General features: G+C 61.1%; 14 protein-coding genes and 1 pseudogene. 3 read left to right on the top strand and 12 right to left on the bottom strand.

The features are described from left to right. Positions 1–3: 3 nt before the first annotated feature. Positions 4–1,974, top strand: coding sequence for a glycoside hydrolase family 15 protein (locus ACFOTD_RS29050; protein ID WP_378123450.1), 1,971 nt, complete (start codon positions 4–6; stop codon positions 1,972–1,974). Continuing rightward, positions 1,964–2,293 carry a hypothetical protein gene (locus ACFOTD_RS29045; RefSeq protein ID WP_378123449.1) on the top strand — a complete coding sequence of 110 codons (330 nt, stop codon included), beginning with the start codon at positions 1,964–1,966 and terminating at the stop codon, positions 2,291–2,293. The genes ACFOTD_RS29050 and ACFOTD_RS29045 overlap by 11 nt, the downstream gene beginning before the upstream one ends. Here ACFOTD_RS29045 and ACFOTD_RS29040 read toward each other — a convergent pair. The 7 genes and pseudogenes from ACFOTD_RS29040 to ACFOTD_RS29010 form a co-directional block, all read right to left on the bottom strand. Further along, positions 2,290–2,676, bottom strand: a pseudogene (locus ACFOTD_RS29040) (LD-carboxypeptidase); the annotation flags it as partial. The gene ACFOTD_RS29045 and the pseudogene ACFOTD_RS29040 overlap by 4 nt on opposite strands. An 8-nt stretch (positions 2,677–2,684) precedes the next feature. Then, positions 2,685–4,409 carry an ABC transporter ATP-binding protein gene (locus ACFOTD_RS29035; protein ID WP_378123448.1) on the bottom strand — a complete coding sequence of 575 codons (1,725 nt, stop codon included), beginning with the start codon at positions 4,407–4,409 and terminating at the stop codon, positions 2,685–2,687. 56 nt (positions 4,410–4,465) lie between these two features. Further along, complete coding sequence (locus ACFOTD_RS29030) at positions 4,466–5,440, bottom strand: FecCD family ABC transporter permease (RefSeq protein ID WP_378123462.1); 975 nt, start codon at positions 5,438–5,440, stop codon at positions 4,466–4,468. 63 nt (positions 5,441–5,503) lie between these two features. Next, positions 5,504–6,550 (bottom strand): FecCD family ABC transporter permease, encoded by a 1,047-nt coding sequence (locus ACFOTD_RS29025; protein WP_378123461.1) that lies wholly within the window; start codon positions 6,548–6,550, stop codon positions 5,504–5,506. 90 nt (positions 6,551–6,640) lie between these two features. Beyond that, positions 6,641–8,626, bottom strand: coding sequence for a helix-turn-helix domain-containing protein (locus ACFOTD_RS29020; RefSeq protein ID WP_378123447.1), 1,986 nt, complete (start codon positions 8,624–8,626; stop codon positions 6,641–6,643). 11 nt (positions 8,627–8,637) lie between these two features. Continuing rightward, positions 8,638–10,293: a helix-turn-helix domain-containing protein gene (locus tag ACFOTD_RS29015; protein WP_378123446.1), complete on the bottom strand. Its 1,656-nt coding sequence runs from the start codon at positions 10,291–10,293 to the stop codon at positions 8,638–8,640. An 83-nt stretch (positions 10,294–10,376) separates the two neighbouring features. Further along, on the bottom strand, positions 10,377–11,396 hold the full coding sequence (locus ACFOTD_RS29010; protein ID WP_378123445.1) for an ABC transporter substrate-binding protein: 1,020 nt from the start codon (positions 11,394–11,396) through the stop codon (positions 10,377–10,379). A gap of 80 nt (positions 11,397–11,476) precedes the next feature. Here ACFOTD_RS29010 and ACFOTD_RS29005 point away from each other — a divergent pair, with 80 nt between their 5' ends. Further along, positions 11,477–12,190: a hypothetical protein gene (locus ACFOTD_RS29005; RefSeq protein ID WP_378123444.1), complete on the top strand. Its 714-nt coding sequence runs from the start codon at positions 11,477–11,479 to the stop codon at positions 12,188–12,190. Positions 12,191–12,425: 235 nt separating this feature from the next. Here the strand turns inward: ACFOTD_RS29005 and ACFOTD_RS29000 are convergent, their stop codons facing one another. The 5 genes from ACFOTD_RS29000 to purM all read right to left on the bottom strand — a co-directional run bounded on the left by ACFOTD_RS29000 (position 12,426) and on the right by purM (position 18,530). Further along, complete coding sequence (locus tag ACFOTD_RS29000; RefSeq protein WP_378123443.1) at positions 12,426–13,247, bottom strand: alpha/beta hydrolase family protein; 822 nt, start codon at positions 13,245–13,247, stop codon at positions 12,426–12,428. Between the two features lie 343 nt (positions 13,248–13,590). Beyond that, a complete protein-coding gene (purD, locus tag ACFOTD_RS28995) occupies positions 13,591–14,850 on the bottom strand; it encodes a phosphoribosylamine--glycine ligase (RefSeq protein ID WP_378123442.1) in 1,260 nt (419 codons plus the stop codon). 22 nt (positions 14,851–14,872) lie between these two features. After that, positions 14,873–16,432 carry a bifunctional phosphoribosylaminoimidazolecarboxamide formyltransferase/IMP cyclohydrolase gene (gene purH / locus ACFOTD_RS28990; RefSeq protein ID WP_378123441.1) on the bottom strand — a complete coding sequence of 520 codons (1,560 nt, stop codon included), beginning with the start codon at positions 16,430–16,432 and terminating at the stop codon, positions 14,873–14,875. A 434-nt stretch (positions 16,433–16,866) separates the two neighbouring features. Continuing rightward, positions 16,867–17,487, bottom strand: a complete 621-nt coding sequence (purN, locus tag ACFOTD_RS28985; RefSeq protein ID WP_378123440.1) for a phosphoribosylglycinamide formyltransferase — start codon at positions 17,485–17,487, stop codon at positions 16,867–16,869. Continuing rightward, positions 17,484–18,530: a phosphoribosylformylglycinamidine cyclo-ligase gene (gene purM / locus ACFOTD_RS28980; protein WP_378123439.1), complete on the bottom strand. Its 1,047-nt coding sequence runs from the start codon at positions 18,528–18,530 to the stop codon at positions 17,484–17,486. Before purM ends, purN begins: the two co-directional genes overlap by 4 nt. Between the last annotated feature and the right edge of the window lie 35 nt (positions 18,531–18,565).

Raw genomic sequence — 18,565 nt, 5'->3', positions numbered from 1 at the left:
CGAATGAACGATTTTACGCTTAACAAACCACACTTGATCGACGCCGTCGTCGGCAACGGCCGCATGCTCGGCTCGCTGGGACGTACCGGCCGCCTCTATCGGCTCTGGTGGCCGCACGTGGACTTCCCCCAGCATGTCGACGAGATCCGCACCGGCCTTAAGCTCGATCATGCCTCGTCGGGGACCGCATGGTTCGACGACGAAGAAGGCGGCTGGCAGCACCGTATCGAATACGCGCCGCGCACGAACATCGTCCGGGTACAGGCAGAGCGCCCGGACTTTCCGCTTGCCGTCGAACAGCTGGATTACGCGGTACCGGAAGCGGATTTTCTAGTTCGGGAGTACAAGATTTCCAACCGCTCCGCAGAGCCGCTTTCCTTTACTTTCGTCTGGTATTCATCGTTTCGCATCGCCGAGAGCGCGCTGTATAATACGACCTTGTTCGACGAGACCGGCGATGCGCTGGTCCACTACCGCCATCGCTACTATTTCGCCGTGAGCAGCGATCGCGAGTGCGCGGGCTTCCAGTGCGGATCGTCCAGAGCGCAGGCCGAGCATGCCTGGCTGGACGGCAATGACATCGACATGCAGCCCGACGGCGCGCTCGTCTGGCGCATCGAGGATCTTCAGCCCGGCGAATCGTTCACTCTCCCTGTCTACGTCGCAGCCGGCCACAACCGGCCGGAAGCGCTCGGCGCGCTGGCGCATGCCAAGAGCCGCTCCGTCTCCGAATGGCGCGAACGGACGACACACTATTGGCATGCGTATCTTCAGAACGCCAATCCCGCTCCGGCAGGCGTCGATCCGGAGATCGCCGAGGCCTATGAGCGCTCGCTGCTGACCTTCAGGCTCATGGCGGACGAGCGGACCGGCAGCCTGCTCGCGGCGCCGGAGCCCGACGAGCAATTCTCCCGCTGCGGCGGCTATGCCTATTGCTGGGGACGGGACGCCGCATTTATCACGACCGCGCTCAATAAGTCGGGCCTGACCGGCGTCTCTGAGAAATTTTACGAATGGGCATTAAGCGCCCAGGAGCCGGACGGTTCCTGGCAGCAGCGGCATTATCACGACGGCAGCCTGGCGCCTTCCTGGGGGCTGCAGATCGACGAAGGCGCCTCGCTCATCTGGGGCATGTGGCAGCTGTACGAGCAGAATCGCGATGCTGCGTTCGCCGAGCGGATGTGGCCGGCCGTCGCCAAGGGCGCGGCATTCCTCGCGGGCTACATCGACGAGGAAACGGGACTGCCGCTGCCCAGCATGGATCTGTGGGAGGAGCGCAAGGCCGAGCATACCTACTCGGCAGCCGCCGTCTGCAGCGGGCTGCGAGCCGCAGCAGCGTTCGCCGGGCTGATGAACGAGTCCGAGCTGGCCGGCAGTTGGCGTGTGGTGGCGGATCGGATCGCCTCGTCTATCGAGTCGCTCTGCTGGAACGAGTCCGGCGGCAGCTTCTACCGCGGGCTCAAGCTTAAAGTAGACGGCGGCATATACGCGCACGCGGCCGCCCAGGGCTTGGAGGGCAGCGCTAGCCAGACGGCCAAGGGCTACGAGCATTACGAGCTGCGGCACGACCCGGTCGTCGATATCAGCCTGCTCGGCGTATCCGTGCCGTTCGGCGTGCTTGCGGCGGATCATCCGTACATGCGGCGCACGGCCGATACGATCGCGAGCAAGCTGTACGTCGAAGGCGTCGGCGGCATCAAGCGCTACGAGAACGACGGCTACATCGGCGGCAATCCGTGGATTCTGACGACGTTGTGGCTCGCGCAGTACCGCGTGCAAAACGGCCAGCTGGCCGAAGCTGCCGAGCTGCTGCGATGGGCATGCGAGCACCGCACGGAGACCGGCCTGCTCCCCGAGCAGGTCGACCGCAGCACCGGCGAGCCGGCCTGGATCGTGCCGCTCACCTGGTCGCACGCGATGTTCGTGCTTACGGTGTCGATGCTCGCGGAGGCCGGTTATTGGGATGAAAACTGAAAAGGAAGAAGAACCGCTGCGAGGCGGTTCTTCTTCCTTTTATTTTGTGTGCGTATGCCGGCGTGCGGCAAGTTACACGGTTTTTCCGGCTAACTCGCTGCCCCGCCGCTTCAACCGCCCGAGTTACCCGGTTTTTCCGGCTAACTCGCTGCGATGCCGCTTCAACCACCCGAGTTACACGGTTTTTCCGGCTAACTCGCAGCCCCGCCGCTTCAACCATCCGAGTTACACGGTTTTTCCGGCTAACTCGCTGCCCCGCCGCTTCAACCGCCTGAGTTACCCGGTTTTTCCGGCTAACTCGCTGCGCTGCCGTCCTTAAGGCCGGAACGTCTGCAGCAACGTCCCGCGTCCCGCTTCGACGGTGACCTCGGCATACGCTCCGTTAATGAGCGTCAGCTGCGGCGGCTTGTGTCCGCAGTCGATGTCGTACGCGACCGGCACGACTAGCTCGTCGGCGATCTCCTCGAACATGTCGAGCTCGGTATAGCCTTCCCTCGGAATATGCGCGCCGCTGCGCCCGAACAGGATGCCCGCGCAATTTTCGAACCATCCCGCCAGCTTCATCTGCACGAGCGAACGCCGCATATCCACCGTGACCAGCTCGCAATTCTCCAGATACCACAGGATCGGTTCACCTGGGATATGACGCTCGCGGAAAGCCCGCACGTCGCCATAGGGCGTACCGATCAGATGACGGATGACGCGACTTCCTAAATCGCAGCCTCGCCGAACTGGGCGCGGTGCAACCTGCTGTACATGCCGCCCGCGCCCAGCAGCGCCTCGTGACGCCCCTGCTCGGCGATGCCCTGCCCCGCCACGACGACGATGCGGTCCGCATCCCGGATCGTGGCGAGACGGTGGGCGACGATCAGCGTCGTCCGGCCCTTGGCCAGCTCCGCGAGCGCGCTTTGAATCGCCGCCTCCGTCTCCGTGTCCAGCGCGGACGTCGCTTCGTCCAGAATCAGAATAGGCGGATTTTTGAGGAACATCCGCGCGATCGACAGCCGCTGCTTCTGGCCGCCGGACAGCTTGATGCCCCGCTCGCCGATCGGCGTATCCAGCCCCTTCGGCAGCTCCCGGATGAGCGACTCCAGCTGCGCGCGCCGCGCCGCTTCCATGATCTCAGCCTCGGACGCTCCGAGCCTTCCGTAAGCGATGTTTTCCCGGATCGTGCCGTCGAACAGGAACACCTCCTGCTGGACGATGCCGATGTTCGCACGAAGAGATGCGAGCGTCGTCTCCCGGATGTCCTGTCCCCCGATGAGCACGGCACCCCCGTCCGCGTCGTAGAAGCGGGGCAGCAGGCTGCACAGCGTCGACTTGCCGCCGCCCGAAGGTCCCACGAGCGCTACCGTTTCTCCCGCGGCGATGTCTAGATTTACGTTTCGCAGCACCTTCTCCTTGTCGCCGTAGCCGAACGTCACGTCTTTAAACGAAATGTTCCAGCGCGCACCGGCGAGAGGCCGTGCGTCCGGCGCGTCCTTCACGTCCGGCTCGGTATCCAGCAGCTCCTGATAACGCTTGAAGCCCGCCATGCCCTTGGGATATGTCTCGATGACCCCGTTGATCTGCTCGATCGGTCCGAGGAATACGTTCGACAGCAGCACGAAGGCGATGAATTCGCCGTACGTCATATGCTGGCGCAGCACGAACCAGGCCCCGCAGGCGAGCACGAACAGCGACACGACCTTTTTTAAAATGAAGCTGATCGAGGAATTCCAGGCCATGATCCGGTACGTAATCAGCTTCGTCCGCTTGAACCGTTCGTTGTTTTCCGCGAATTTTTGAATCTCCTGATCCTCGCCGCCGAACGCCTGCACGACGCGGATGCCGCTGACGTTGTTCTCCACGCGGGCGTTGTAGTCCGCGATGTCGGCGAACATCGTGCTGAACGCGCGGGACATCTTCCTGCCGAAGTACATGGACAGGCACACCATAAGCGGCACGATAATGAAGGTCAGTACGGCCAGCTGCCAGTTAATGGACAGCATGATGCCGAACGCGCCGGCCAGCGTCATGACGGCGATGAACAGGTCCTCCGGTCCGTGATGCGCGATCTCGCCGATATCCATCAGATCGCTCGTCATGCGCGAGACGAGATGGCCGGTCTTGTTGTCGTCGAAAAAACGGAACGAGAGCTTCTGCACGCGGTCGAACAGCTTTTTGCGCATATCGGATTCAATGCTGATGCCCAGCTTGTGCCCCCAATAGGTCACGACGAAATGAAGGAACGCGCTGACGACGTAAATGCCCAGCAATCCGACGCAGGCCCATGCGATAACGGACCAATTTCCGTCCGGCAGCAGGACGTCGACGACCTTGTTGACGGCCAGCGGAAAAATGAGCTCGAGCAACGCAGCCAGCACCGCGCAGGAAAAGTCCAGTATGAACAGCCGCCGATAGGGGCGGTAATAAGCCAAAAACGCTCTCAGCATCGTCTTCCTCCTCGTCTTGCGGGCCGAATGAAAGCTTCGTCCCGCCACTTGCCTCGTCAGGATTTGGACTTTGCGAGCAAGTATAAAAAGTACGGCGCCCCCACGACCGCCACGACGATGCCGGTCGGCACCTCCGAAGGCTGAAGGATGGTGCGGCCGATCGTGTCGGCCACAATCACTAGCAGCGCCCCCACGAGCGCCGATGCCGGCAGCAGCGCCTGATGACGCGGGCCGACCAGGCGGCGGGCGAGATGCGGCCCGATCAGGCCGACGAAGCCGATGCCGCCGCTGACGGCGACGCAGGATGCCGCGAGCCCAATCGAGGCGGCCAGCAGCTTGAGCTGTTCGCGGCCGACATGCGCGCCAAGGCCGGTAGCCGTCGTTTCTCCCAGATTAAGCACGTTCATCACGCGCGCCTTGTAGAACACATAAGGCAGCAGCACTACGATCCAGGGCAGCAGCGACAGCACGAACTTCCAGGTCGTCCCCCAGATGCTTCCGGCCAGCCACGTCGCCAGAAATTGATATTGCTCCGGACTCAGCTTCAGCGTCAGCACGATCGAAGCCGCGCTGATGCCGGCAGCCACGGCGATGCCGGTCATCAAGAGTCGCGTCTGGGACAACGCCGAATGCCGCCTGCGCGCGAGCGCATAGATTAGCGCGGCCGTCAGCGAGGCGCCTGCAAAGGCAAGCAAAGGCAGCAAGTAGATCGGCGCGGCGGCGGTGGCCGGGAAGAAGGACACGAACAGCATCACCATCAGCCCCGCGCCGGCGTTAATGCCAAGGATGCCGGGATCGGCCAGCGCGTTGCGCGAGATGCCTTGCATGACGCAGCCGGATACGGCAAGACCGGCGCCGATGAGTACGGAGATCACGATACGCGGCAGACGAAAATCGAATAGAATGAGATTTTGCTTGGCCGTACCGAAGCCGAACAGCGTCCGGAAAACGTCCGACGGCGGGAGGCGGATATAACCGGCGTTCATGCTCACCAGAAAAACAAGCACGATCAGCGTACCTAAAACAAACATAGCGATTGCGTTGCGTCCGCTCTTGAAGCGGGATTCCGTTGAACGCGCCGTATTTGGCATGAGCTACAGCTCCCTCCTCTCTCGGTTGGCCAAGTAGAGAAAGAAAGGAACCCCGATGAGCGCGATCAGCGCGCCGATCGGTACTTCCTGCGGCTGATTGATCATCCTTCCGGCGAGGTCGGCCAACACGACGAGCAAGCTGCCCAGCACCGCCGAGCAGGGAATGATCCATTTGTAGTCGACGCCGACGAGCTTGCGCGTGACGTGGGGCACGAGCAAGCCGACGAAGCCGACCGCGCCGGCGACCGAGACGGCCGTGCCGGCCAGCACGAGCACGGCAAGCGTCGCAAAGAGCTTCACGCGCTGCGATTGCTGGCCGAGACCGCGCGCGATGTCCTCGCCCAAGCTCAGCATCGTGATCTGACGCGAGAGCGCGATCGCTACGGCGATGGCAACCGCCAGCCAGGGCAGCATAATTTTCAGCTGCAGCCAAGTCATGCCTGCTACGCCTCCGGCGTACCAAAAAGCGAGATGCTGCCCGATACGGTAGTACAGGGCGACGCCTTCGCTAAGCGCAGCCAGCAGCGCGCTGAGACCCGCGCCGGCGAGCACCATTCTGGCCGGCGTGAGTCCGCCGCGCGACAACGAGCCGAGACCGTAGACAAGTCCGGCGCCGAAGCCCGCGCCCAAAAACGAAAATAAAATCAGATACATAAACGGAAGTCCCGGAAAAAAGGCGAAGCAAAGCGCGAGCGCGAACCCCGAGCCGGCATTTAAGCCGAGCAAGCCCGAGTCGGCCAGCGGATTGCGCGTCATTCCCTGCATCAGAGCGCCGGCCACCGCAAAGCAGGCGCCGACCATAGCGGCGCCTAAGATACGGGGCAGTCGGAGATCCCATATGATCTGATGCTCGGTGATATCCGGGTTAAAGTTGAAGATCGCTTGCCATACGGTCGCGATCCGAATATCGGCCGCGCCGAACGAGACGGACAGGCCGATGCTCAAGACGAGCGCGGCCATGCCCGCAGTCAGTATGAAAGTCGCCAGCCGCGGGCGCGTCCGCATGCGAACCGCGGATGCGCCCTCCGGCGGCGGGCCGTTCGTTTCCATTGTGCTAGTCATGGCAGCTCCCTGCGTTTACTTGATAGGTGCCGGAGCGCAGTCTCGGTTCGCGCGGACGCGGGCTCTCGGCGGACAAGCTTACTTGTCCGCCCCCGCTTCCAGCATCTTCTCGACCACGAAGTCCAGCTGCTTGTCGAGCGAATAAATGTCGCCGTAATAGGAGAAGCCGAAGCCGATCTCGATCAATCTGCCTTCCTGGACGGCCGGCAGGCTGGTCCAGACCTTCGAGCCGGACATATCGTCCGCGCCGTCCCATACCGAACGGAACAGAAAATCGCCGACATACGCGGGCAGCGCCTCCATGGAGACCGATTCGCCGGCGGCTTCCACAGCGACGTCGATCTTCTTTTGCACGACTTCCGGCGCCTTCAGCCCCAGATAATCATAAATAATTTGCGAGCCGCGACCGAATTGCTTACTCTCCACGACAGACATTTGCTTAAGTCCGCCTTCCACGATCGTGACCGTCTTGTCCGCCAGCCCTGCGGCCTTCAGCTTCTCTTTGCCAGCCGCGACTTTGCTGTCAAAATCGGCGAGCAAAGCTTCCGCATCCTTTTCCTTGCCGAAAATTCCGCCTATGAACTTCAAGCGTTCCGGGGTCGTCATCTCGAACGCCGGTACGAGCACGGTCGGCGCCACCTTGTGCAGCAGTTCGTACGTCTCCTCGGACGGTACGACGATCAGATCGGGATCCAGCGCCAGCACGGCCTCCATATTGGGCTCGAACCAGTTGCCCAGCGTCTTGGCATCGCCGATCTCGCTCGCGAATGCCGCGCCGCCTTCCACGTCGGACGTGCCGACCGGCTTGACGCCGAGCGCCAGCAGGTCGCCTTGCATGTATAGCACGACGACGCGTTCCGGTTGGGCCGGCACTTCGATGTCGCCTTTGCTCGTATGTACCGTACGCGTCTTCGCCTCGCTGGCGGCGTCCTTGCTTGCCGCAGCCGTAGATGCGACCGCCGTCTGCGTCGGCCTGGCGTCCGCGCTCTCCCGGGCTGCGCCTCCGTTCGAATTGCCCTGTCCGCATGCGCTTAACAGCAAGGTCAATCCTAATAGCAGCACCATCGCCCAACCTGTACCCGTACTTTTTCTCATCTGTATAAACCCTCCGCCTTCGCGCTTTTTATGATAATGATTCTCACTATCATTAACACTATAGCTTGAAGGCGTCCGCCCGCCAATGGACAATCCGGTTATCGTCGATGGACGATCCGGCTGTACGCCCCGGGCATGCAGCGTGCGGTAACGGATCGGCGACAGACCCGCGTGCTTGCGGAACAGCCGCCCGAAATAATAGACGTCCGCATAGCCGACCGCCGCAGCGATATCAGGCAGCGAAGCGGACGTCTGCGTCAGAAGTTCCCGCGCCCGCTCCAGCCGGATGCGAATGAGATAATCGATCGGGCTGGTTCCCGTTCTTTCCCTGAACCGCAGCGTCAAGTGGCGCGGGCTGTAGCCAAAACGCGCGGCGACATCCTCGAGACTCAGACTGTCCGCATAGCGCTCCTGGAGGAACAAAATCGCCCGCCCGATCGGATCTCCGTGCGACGGCGTCTCCTGCAGCGTATCCGACTGGCGCAGAACTTCGTGAACAAGCTGGTAAAACAGCCCCTTTGCTTCGAGCCGTCCGAGTCCTCCCGCACGCTCCCAAGCAGCCGTCATTTCGGAGAACCGCCGCAGCAGCGGCAGGGGATCGGCCGACTTGAAGCCGTAAGCCTCGTTGAAGGGACTGCCGCTCTCCAGGCGCTGCCGCAGACGGCGCCAACCTGGAAAGGCGAGCATCGCCCGGTAAAACACAAAAAAGTATTGAAAGTCTTCCTCCGCTTCGACATCCAGCGTCATTCCTTTGGCTCCATGAAGAAGCCATCCGCTGCCATCGGCATGCAAGCGGCCGTCCAGCAGCAGCTTGGCCTTGCCGCGGCTTCCGAACAGAAATCCCGCTGCAGGCAGGCGGTAACCGTAGAGCTGGTCTCCTGCCTTCATCTCATTTCGCCGAACGTCCAGAAGCTTGGCTGCCGCCAGACTCCAGATCGCGGCAAGCTCCTCGCGCTCATTGTCCGCCATCGTCCTCTCGCTCATGACGATTGGCGCAGCAGCGCAGGCAGCTTGTCCAGCAGCATACTGCTCGTCAGCGCATCTCCATAGTTCCAGCCTACAACGCCCACGCGGTATGCTCGTCCTGCCTGAACGGCAGCGAGACTGCGCCAAGCTTCGGAACGAGCCAGCTCCCGGGCGGCATCGAGCGACTCTTGTTCTTTTTCGTCGACGGCGAGGAAGATCCGGTCCCCTGCGTAGACGGACAATTCGCTCCACGCAATCTCCGCGAACTCCCGGCGTCCCGATAGAAGCCTTCCAACAGCTGCAGGCGGCGTGAAGCCCGACTTGTGGTACAACGTGACAGGCAGTCCGATCGTCCCCATCACGAACAGGCGTCCGCCGCGGACAATCGTGAATACCGTGGCGGTCTCGCCCGCCTGCAGCTCGCCGGATAGCCCACGCCACATCGCATCCGTACGCACGCGGTGGGACTTGAGCCAGCTCTCGGCCTCGGTCCGCTTGCCGAGCAGCTCGCCCAGCTTCAGCAGCCGGCTATCTAGCGGCGCAAATGAATTGAACGCTACCGTCGGAGCGACATGGGCCGTTTTCTCGCAAGTGTTTTCCTGATCGCAGGCCAGGATAACGAGATCCGGACCGAGCCGCGCCACGGCTACCGGATCGATCGGCCAGCCGACGTCCGCTACGCGGTCGATATGCTCGCCCAACACGGTGCGCTGTTCCCAGAATACCGCGCCTCCGACGGCTTCTGCGCCGAGCGCGATCAGATCGCCGAAGGTTTCCCCGTGGTAAACGATCCGCCGGGGACGCACAGGGATGTCAACGAGTCTGCCGAGCGCGTCGGTCACTCGGATGAGACCGGATCTGGCGTATTGCCGCGGCGTCAAGCCGGTCTGCTGCCGGAAACGCCTGCTGAAATAGTACTCGTCCTTAAACCCCGTCAGCCTGGCAATCTCGCGCAGCGGCTCCGCGGAGCAGATAAGCCTGTCCTTGGCACGCTCGATGCGAAGCTCGTTCAAATAATCCAACGGGCGGCTGCCCGTCAACTGACGAAAAATCGCGGTGAACCGGTGAGGCGGCAAGTCCGCGGCGGAAGCCAGATCGCGCACGGCGGTCGGCTCGGCATAGCTTTCTTGCATCGCGGCGATAACTGCTTCGACGCGCGCGGACGCCTCCGTATCCGATCGGCCGTCGGCCGCAAATAGCGTCAGCATCAGCTCATGGAATCTGAGCTGCCGCCATGCAGGATCGGTCTCCCGGGCGAGGCGCTTGAGCAGCCTGAGCGTTCTGTCGGCCGAAGCGGCCGTCTCCGCCTTTGGCTGGATCAGCAGATCGGCAGAATGGGAATAAGACGCATTTGAGCCGTCCGTCCCTATTGCGGCGAAAGTCAGACACGCCCAAGCAGCCGCAGCTTCCGGATCGGCCAGCAGCTCAAACCCGCTGCCCGGCGTTATCAGCGCTGCGGCGCCTCTCGCGAGTAATCGACGACTGTCGCCGTATATGAGCGATACTACGCCCTCTTCGACAACGATTAAACGGTGCGCGGGCCCGACGGCAGTTATCGCTTTTCCGCCGGGTGCCAGTTCCCGCCTGTCCGTAGACAATAAGTGAAAATGAAGTCGTCCGTCCGCGACCGAGGCAGCGGGACGGACTTGATCTTGCGGTGGGGTCTTCATGAGATGCCTCTTTTCCGATGATAATGATTATCATTATTATGATATCGAAAAATCAGCTATCTCTCAACCCCGCTGCACGATTCTTATTTTTGAAGCATGCGAGGCAATTCCTCCAACAGCCATAGGCGCGTCGCCGCATCCGAATCCGAGCTTTGGATATAAAGCCGGTACACGCGTCCGTTTTTCACGGCAGGGAGCGCCTTCCAGACCGCGCTATTCAGCAGCGCCTCGGTCGATTGCTTGGCTTCGTCGGCGACCGGATCGAGAATAAAGATAAGATCGCCTGCGTATTGGCCGATCGCTTCGGCCGAGAACTGCCGGAAGCCTTCGCCTGCATCCAGAATCTCTTGGATCGGAGCCGTCGGCTTCAGCCCGCCTTTGCCGTATAGCAGCTGCGGCAATCCCGCTCTGGCCATGGCGAACAGTCGATCGCCGGGATAGTAGGTGAGGACGGAAGCGGTCTCTCCAGGCTTCAACACCGTCGCGTACAGCTTGTCCCACATCGCTGCGGCTTTGGTCTCGTAATCCGCGAGCCATGCAGTCGTACGATCTTGAATTCCGAAAATGACGCCCAGCTCGTTCATCCGCACTTCAAGGGTGGCGAAGGTGTCGAACATAATCGTCGGCGCGATCTTGGACAATTGCTCGTAAGCTTCCTCGTCCGTATCGGCAACCATGATCAGGTCGGGCGTGAGCGAGGTGACCTTCTCTAGATTGATCGGGAACCCGACATCTTCGATTTTCTCCGCTTTTTCCTTGTATACGCGGCCTTCAAGCTCTTGGCCGAAAATGCCGACGAGCGGCAAATCGAGTTCGATCAGGTCGCCGGTCGTCTCGCCGGCGAATACGACACGCTGGGGATTGACGGGGATCTGTACGGTGTGGCCTTTATAATCGGTATAGGAACGTTCTGTGGCAGTGTTATCGGATGCGGACGCTGTTGCCGCTGCCGTCGAAGATGCCGTTTGCGTTGCGGCGACGCTCGCGCTTGCCGTGTTCGCGGGCGCGGCGTTATTGCCTCCGTTCGCTGAGCAGCCGAGCAGCATGCCTCCCAGCAAGCCGACGATAACCGGCGCGATCCAGAGCTTTTTTGACTTTTTCATGATTTGCTGTCCCCCAAGCTTTTTTATAGAGAATGATTCTCATTCTCTTACAAGACTAAGCATTCTCCTCCCGCCCCGCAATGGAGAAAATCGAATTTTGTCATTTTGATTTTGTACAAAGCGTTGACTCGATCGACAGCCGTGCCGATGACTCGGTCGACAGCCGTGCCGGCGGCTTGGTCGACAGTCGTGCCGATGACTCGATCGACAGTCGTGCCGATGACTCGATCGACAGCCGTGCCGATGACTCGGTCGACAGCCGTGCCGGCGGCTTGGTCGACAGTCGTGCCGATGACTCGATCGACAGCCGTGCCGATGACTCGGTCGACAGCCGTGCCGATGACTCGGTCGACAGCCGTGCCGGCGGCTTGGTCGACAGTCGTGCCGATGACTCGATCGACAGCCGTGCCGATGACTCGATCGACAGCCGTGCCGATGACTCGGTCGACAGCCGTGCCGATGACTCGGTCGACAGCCGTGCCGATGACTCGGTCGACAGCCGTGCCGATGACTCGATCGACAGCCGTGCCGGCGGCTCAGCCAATGTCCTCCGCGACGTTCTCTCGAGAGAATGCCTGCAAATATGCAGCTTTTTTTGCCGAGGTCGGCACTTTTGGACTGGATACCTGCAAATCTGCAGTTATTTTCCTCCACCAAACCGATTTCCGGCTTGTGCTTTAAATTTACCTGCATATTTGCATCCTTTGCGTGGCGTGTCGTCGGTCCGGAGAAAATACCTGTATAAATGCAGGTTTTTCATCCCGCAAAACGACAGAATAGCTCCGGCATGCTGAATACGCGCTTCCCCTGCCCAAGAATCGTCGCCAAATTAAAAAAACCGTCGGGGGCAGAACGCCCTGACGGTCCTTAGGTTTGACGGATATCCGAAAGCAGAGTGGCGCGAAACAGCTTGCGGAGGCTCATCCGACAGCCGTTGGAAGAGGTCGGCTTATTGTCGTCGTCCCGCTCCTTTGCCAATGTCGGCCCTCTTAAAAAAGAGGTAGAAGTTTAGGCTGCGCGCAATAGGGATTAAATACTCCAGTGCTGCCAATCCCGCTGCCGCTGCTCGTAGCCGCCGAGCCAATCGCCCGTTGCCTTGAACAGCTGCTCTTTATGTTCGCCCTTCGAATAGGTATGATCGGCCTGGAAAATAATCGACTTCTCGCAGCGGCCTTCGCCGCGAAGCCAGAACGTCTTCTCCAGCAGGAACGTGTAGTCTACCGGGATCGTCTCGTCTCCCGTCCCGTGCACGAGGAATACGTCGCCGGGGAACTTCTGCGTCTCCTGGAACGGCTGATGCTTCATCAGCGAATCGAAGAACGCCGGCTTGATCGAATAGCCCAGATAATCCGCCTGGCCTTTGGTTACGGCTTCGTCGTAAGCCTTGCGTCCTACGATCCGGAGAATGTCGTTAAACGGATAAGCGACCGGCGACCAGAGCGCAAGCGACTTGACGCGGCGATCGCGCACGCCCGTCAGCAGGGCGACCGATCCGCCCAGGCTGTGGCCGAGGAGCGTCACGCGCGTCGGGTCGACGATATCGAGGCCGAGCCCGTAGTCGAGCACCGCCCGCGTCTGCTCGATCATCGAATCGAGCCCATGCTCCCCATAAGCGCCCTCGCTCTCTCCGCATCCGGCGAAGTCGAATCGGATCACCAGGTTGCCCCGTCCGGCAAACTCGCGTGCCGCGAGCACGAAGAGCCGATCCACGCCGATGCGGCTGCCCACGAAGCCATGATTAATAATGACAAGCGGCAGCTTATTGCATTCGGTCTTCCCTTCCTGAGAAGGATAATGAATCGTAGCCGCCAGCGACAAATCGCCGTATCGTATCGTTAAAGAGCGCTCCATGAGAACGTCCTCCCTTTTTCCATTAATTCCGATTAAATTACTATGTATTAAATATAACGCCAGGCACACCTTCTGTCAATACAGAGCGGAGAGAAATAAAGGCGTTACTGGGGAACACTAACCATCCCGAATCGCAAATTGTAGCGAGAATGAGGAGGTTATCGGATGGAAGCCTTCACCGACTGGGTATCTGCGCACGTGCTCACGTCGATGTTGATCGTCGGATCGATTATCGCCGTCGTTTTTGTCGTCGCCAACCGCAAAGCGCTGTTTTATAAACAGTAAAGAAAAGAGCCGCTTAGGCGCTGCTATAGCGCGGAAGCGGCTCCTGTATTTCAGACGATTAAACCAGTGCCTTCGCGGCGATGTCCGTGCGGTTCTGCTTGCCTTCGAACGTGATGCCGGACGCAGTCCGGTAAGCCGCATTACGCGCTTGGGCGATGCCGGCGCCCAGTCCTACGATGCCCAGCACCCGGCCGCCGGCCGTTACGATCCGGCCATCCTGCTCCGCCGTACCAGCATGGAAAACGAGTCCTTCGCCGGCCGCTTCGAGCCCGTCGATCGGCAGACCTTTCGGATAAGAGCCTGGGTAACCGCCGGAAGCGAGCACGACGCATACCGCCGCCTCGTCGCTCCATTCGATCTCCACGTCGCCGAGACGTCCTTCGAGAGACGCCAGAATAATCTCAAGCAAGTCGCTCTTAAGGCGCGGCAGCACGACCTGCGTCTCCGGATCGCCGAAGCGCGCATTGAACTCGACCGTCTTGGGCCCTTCCGGCGTAAGCATGAGACCGCCGAACAGCACGCCGCGGAACGGGCGTCCTTCGGATACCATTGCGCGCGCGGTCGGCTTCACGATGTTCTCGATCGCGTCGTCGATGATCGACTGCGGGATGTGCGGCAGCGGCGAATAGGTGCCCATGCCGCCCGTGTTCGGGCCTTTGTCGCCGTCGTACGCAGGCTTGTGGTCCTGCGCCGCCGGCATCGCCCGAACAGTCTCGCCGTCAACGAACGCCAGGATCGACATCTCCTGCCCAGTCATGAATTCCTCGATGACGATCTTGTCGCCGGCCGCGCCGAACGACTTGTCGACCATCGTGTCTTTGAGCGCCTGCTCCGCTTCCTCGCGGGTGAAGCAGACGGTCACGCCCTTGCCCGCAGCAAGACCGTCCGCCTTGATGACGATCGGCACCGGCTGAGCGGCCAGGTAGTCGCGCGCGGCTGCGTAGTCGGTGAACGTTTCGTACTTCGCGGTCGGAATATCATACTTTTTGAGCAGGTTTTTCATAAAAATCTTGCTGCCTTCGATCTCCGCCGCAGCCTTGTTCGGCCCGTACACCGGGATGGATGCCGCTTCGAACGCGTCGACGATGCCCGCCGCCAGCGGATCGTCCGGTCCGACGACGACAAGATCGATCGCCTGGTCTTTGGCGAACTGCACCAGCTTGTCGAACTCCAGCTCACCGATCGGCACCAACTCGGCGAGCTGCGCGATCCCCGCGTTGCCCGGCGCGCAGAAGATGTGCTCGGCCTTCGGATTTTTGCGCAGCGCCCAGATAATCGTATGCTCCCGGCCGCCGCGGCCTATGACTAGTATACGCATATTCTCGTTCTCCCCCTGCCGATCAATGCTTGAAGTGACGAACGCCCGTGACAACCATCGCGATGCCGGCAGCGTTAGCTGCAGCGACGGACTCCGCGTCCTTCACCGAGCCGCCCGGCTGGATGATCGCCGTGATGCCTGCTTGCGCCGCCAGTTCAACCGTGTCTCCCATCGGGAAAAACGCATCCGATGCGAGCACCGCGCCCTTGGACTTGTCGCCGGCTTGCTCGATGGCGATGCGGGCCGCGCCGACGCGGTTCATCTGACCGGCGCCCACGCCGACCGTCATGCTGTCGGAAGCGAGCAGGATGGCGTTGGACTTCACGTGCTTGACGACCTTCCAGGCGAAAAGCAGCTGCTTGAGCTCTTCGGCCGTCGGCGCACGCTCCGTGACAACCTGGATATCGGCTTCGTCCAGCGAATGAACGTCGCTTTGTTGGACGAGCATGCCGCCGTCGACGCTCGTCACGAGCCATTCCGGCTTGCGCTCGGCCGCGCTCTGTACCTGGCTGTCGGTGCCTGTAGCGAGCAGGCGGATGTTCTTTTTGCGGCTCAAAATCTCAAGCGCTTCCGGCGTGAAGTCCGGCGCGATGATGATCTCGAGGAAAATTTGCGCGAGGCGGTCGGCCGTCTGGACGTCGATCGTGCGGTTCGCCGCGACGATGCCGCCGAAGATCGAAGTCGGGTCGGACTCGTACGCTTTGACGTACGCTTCGTCGATATCCGCGCCGATGCCGACGCCGCAAGGGTTCATATGCTTGATCGCCACGACGGCCGGCTCGTCGAACTCGGAGACGATCGCGAGCGCCGCGTTAGCGTCGTTAATATTGTTGTAGGACAGCTCTTTGCCGTGCAGCTGCTTCGCCGTCGTGATACTCGGGCCTTTCTTGGAAAGCGGCTTGCGGTAGAAGGCGGCTTGCTGGTGCGGGTTCTCGCCGTAGCGGAGCTCCTGCACTTTTTCGTAGGTGAACGTCAGGCTCTCGGGCAGCGGATCGCCGAGTTGTTCGGCGAAGTACTCGGAGATCAGCGCATCGTAAGCTGCCGTATGACGGAACACTTTGGCCGCGAGGCGCTTGCGCGTCTCGAGCGTCGTGTCGCCGCCGGCTTGGATTTGCGCGAGGACATCTGCGTAGTCGCCTGCGTCGACGACGACCGAGACGAAGGCATGGTTCTTTGCCGCGGAGCGCAGCATCGTCGGACCGCCGATATCGATGTTCTCGATGGCGTCCTCATAGCTGACGTCGGGCTTGGACACCGTTTCCTTGAACGGATACAGGTTCACGACGACGAGGTCGATGTAGTCGAGGCCCAGCTTCTCCATCGCCTCAACATGCTCGGCGCTGTCGCGGATCGCGAGCAGTCCGCTGTGCACGGCGGGGTGCAGCGTCTTGACGCGGCCGTCGAGAATTTCCGGGAAGCCCGTCACGTCGGAGATGCCGATGACCGGCACGCCTTCGCGCTCGAGCAGCGCATGCGTTCCGCCCGTCGAGATGATCTCCACGCCTTGCGCGGCGAGCGCGCGGCAAAATTCGGTGATGCCCGTCTTGTCGGATACGCTGACCAGCGCTCTTTTGATAGCCATGACTGTTCATCCACTCCTAATAGGGTTGATTATTGCCGCCGGGGTGGGGTTATCCCCTTCACTCAGCCGCGGCTGCGCGCTGGTTCCTGAGCGAACGGGATAAGCCCACCCCGGGGCGATGTTGCGATAAATTCGGGGTGACGCTTGAGGCCGGCAATCGGTTAGTTCGTTTGTCGGATAAAAAATAGCAATACCGCGCAGCGTTATATGGAGAATGAGGCGCGTTTCCGGTGCGGCTAGCGGTATGTCAGAGCGTTATTCGTCGAGTGTGGCGCGTTTCCGGACAAATAACGATGTGGTACATCGTTATTCGTCAGTGGCGGGCACGTTTTCGGGCAAATAACGATGTCGGACATCGTTACTCGTCGGTGGCGGCACGTTTCCGGGCAAATAGCGATGTCGTGCATCCAGGGCAAATTGTTCCCGGCTCCCACCTAAGCTTCCACCGTGACGATGCGCCCCTCCAGCGAGACGCGTCCCTCTGCGATAAGTCGCACCGTGCGCGGCAGGATCTCGTGCTCGATCGCGTGGATACGCGATGCGAGCGTCTCCGCCGTGTCGCCCGTCTCGAGCGCGATGACTCGCTGCGCGATAATCGGGCCGCTGTCGAGACCGCCGTCCACGAAGTGCACGGTAACGCCGGTGACTTTGACGCCGTAGTCAAGCGCCTGCTCGATCGCCCGTATGCCTGGAAACGCCGGCAGCAGCGACGGATGCACATTAATCATGCGGCCCTCGTATGCGCCGACCAGCACGTCCGTCAATATACGCATATAACCGGCCAGCACGATCAAGCCGATCCCGCGAGCGGCCAGCTCGGCCGCGATCACGGTCTCATAAGCTTCGCGAGACGCATATTCCTTTGGCCGAAAGGCATACGTCTCGATGCCAAGTTCGCGTGCACGAGACGTAACCTTGGCTTCCGGTTTGTCGCAGACGAGCAGCGTGATCTCGGCGGGACCGAGATCGCCGGCTTTCGCCGCTTCGGCCAACGCCTGGAAGTTGCTCCCGCTGCCGGACGCGAATACGGCGATGCGGAGCTTGTCGCGGCTCATTCGAATTCGGCGCCCCCGAACGTCACGACGCGCGAGCCTTCGGTCACGCGACCGACGACATAAGCTTGCTCGCCGAGCTCGCTCGCCAGCGCGACAGCTTGCTCCGCCTGGTCCGCCGGCACGACCAGCACCATGCCGATACCCATGTTAAACGTCGTATACATATCGCGGTCGCTGATCGCGCCGTCGCGCTGCATAAGTCCGAACACCGGCTGCACCGGCCATGCGCCGAGATCGATATCGACGTTGACGCCCTCAGGCAGCACGCGCGGGATATTCTCGATAAAACCGCCGCCGGTAATATGAGCCATCCCTTTTACCTGCACGTTTTCGATCAGCTTCAGCACCGACTTGACGTAGATACGCGTCGGTTCGATGAGTACTTCTCCCAACGTCTTGCCTTCGAGCTCGGGCAGCTTTTCCTCGAACTTGTAGCCCTTGGTTTCCAGCAGCAACCGGCGTACCAGCGAAAAGCCGTTCGAGTGAACGCCGCTCGAGCCGAGACCGATTACCGCGTCGCCTGCTGCGATGCCGCTGCCGTCGATCGCCTTGGGCTTGTCCACGATGCCGACGGTGAAGCCTGCGATATCGTACTCGCCGTCCTGGTACATGCCCGGCATCTCCGCAGTCTCGCCGCCGATCAACGCGCAGCCCGCTTGCTCGCAGCCGTCCGCGACGCCTTTGACGATCGCTTCGATTTTCTCGGGCACCAGCTTTCCGCAAGCCAGGTAGTCAAGGAAAAACAGAGGCTCCGCCCCGGTCACGACCACGTCGTTCACGCACATCGCCACCGCGTCGATACCGATCGTGTCGTGTTTGTCCATCTCGAACGCCAGCTTCAGCTTCGTGCCGACGCCGTCCGTGCCGGAGACGAGCACCGGCTCCTCGTACTTGTCCTTGTTCAGACCGAACAGACCGCCGAACCCGCCGAGTCCCGTCAGCACCTCCGGACGCATCGTGCGCTTCACGTGCTTTTTCATTCGTTCGACCGCTTCGTTGCCGGCAGCAATATCGACGCCAGCTTGTTTGTAAGCTTCGGACACTTGGGTTAAGCCCCCTTGGGTATGATTGTAAAACC

Origin of the sequence: Cohnella sp. GCM10012308 (assembly GCF_042649185.1) — a bacterium.
In the GTDB taxonomy this organism is placed as follows: Bacteria; Bacillota; Bacilli; order Paenibacillales; family Paenibacillaceae; genus Cohnella.
The sequence above is the reverse complement of the archived record's forward strand: the minus strand, read 5'-3'. Positions and strand labels throughout refer to the sequence as shown.

Coding starts and splice junctions, on each gene's coding strand:
- ACFOTD_RS29000 (WP_378123443.1), bottom strand. CDS start 13,247: ATGGAGCGCTCTTTAACGATACGATACGGCGATTTGTCGCTGGCGGCT.
- ACFOTD_RS29045 (WP_378123449.1), top strand. CDS start 1,964: ATGAAAACTGAAAAGGAAGAAGAACCGCTGCGAGGCGGTTCTTCTTCC.
- ACFOTD_RS29030 (WP_378123462.1), bottom strand. CDS start 5,440: ATGTTTGTTTTAGGTACGCTGATCGTGCTTGTTTTTCTGGTGAGCATG.
- ACFOTD_RS29005 (WP_378123444.1), top strand. CDS start 11,477: ATGGAGAAAATCGAATTTTGTCATTTTGATTTTGTACAAAGCGTTGAC.
- ACFOTD_RS29020 (WP_378123447.1), bottom strand. CDS start 8,626: ATGGCGGACAATGAGCGCGAGGAGCTTGCCGCGATCTGGAGTCTGGCG.
- purH (WP_378123441.1), bottom strand. CDS start 16,432: ATGGCTATCAAAAGAGCGCTGGTCAGCGTATCCGACAAGACGGGCATC.
- ACFOTD_RS29015 (WP_378123446.1), bottom strand. CDS start 10,293: ATGAAGACCCCACCGCAAGATCAAGTCCGTCCCGCTGCCTCGGTCGCG.
- purD (WP_378123442.1), bottom strand. CDS start 14,850: ATGCGTATACTAGTCATAGGCCGCGGCGGCCGGGAGCATACGATTATC.
- ACFOTD_RS29035 (WP_378123448.1), bottom strand. CDS start 4,409: ATGCTGAGAGCGTTTTTGGCTTATTACCGCCCCTATCGGCGGCTGTTC.
- ACFOTD_RS29050 (WP_378123450.1), top strand. CDS start 4: ATGAACGATTTTACGCTTAACAAACCACACTTGATCGACGCCGTCGTC.
- ACFOTD_RS29025 (WP_378123461.1), bottom strand. CDS start 6,550: ATGGAAACGAACGGCCCGCCGCCGGAGGGCGCATCCGCGGTTCGCATG.
- purN (WP_378123440.1), bottom strand. CDS start 17,487: ATGAGCCGCGACAAGCTCCGCATCGCCGTATTCGCGTCCGGCAGCGGG.
- ACFOTD_RS29010 (WP_378123445.1), bottom strand. CDS start 11,396: ATGAAAAAGTCAAAAAAGCTCTGGATCGCGCCGGTTATCGTCGGCTTG.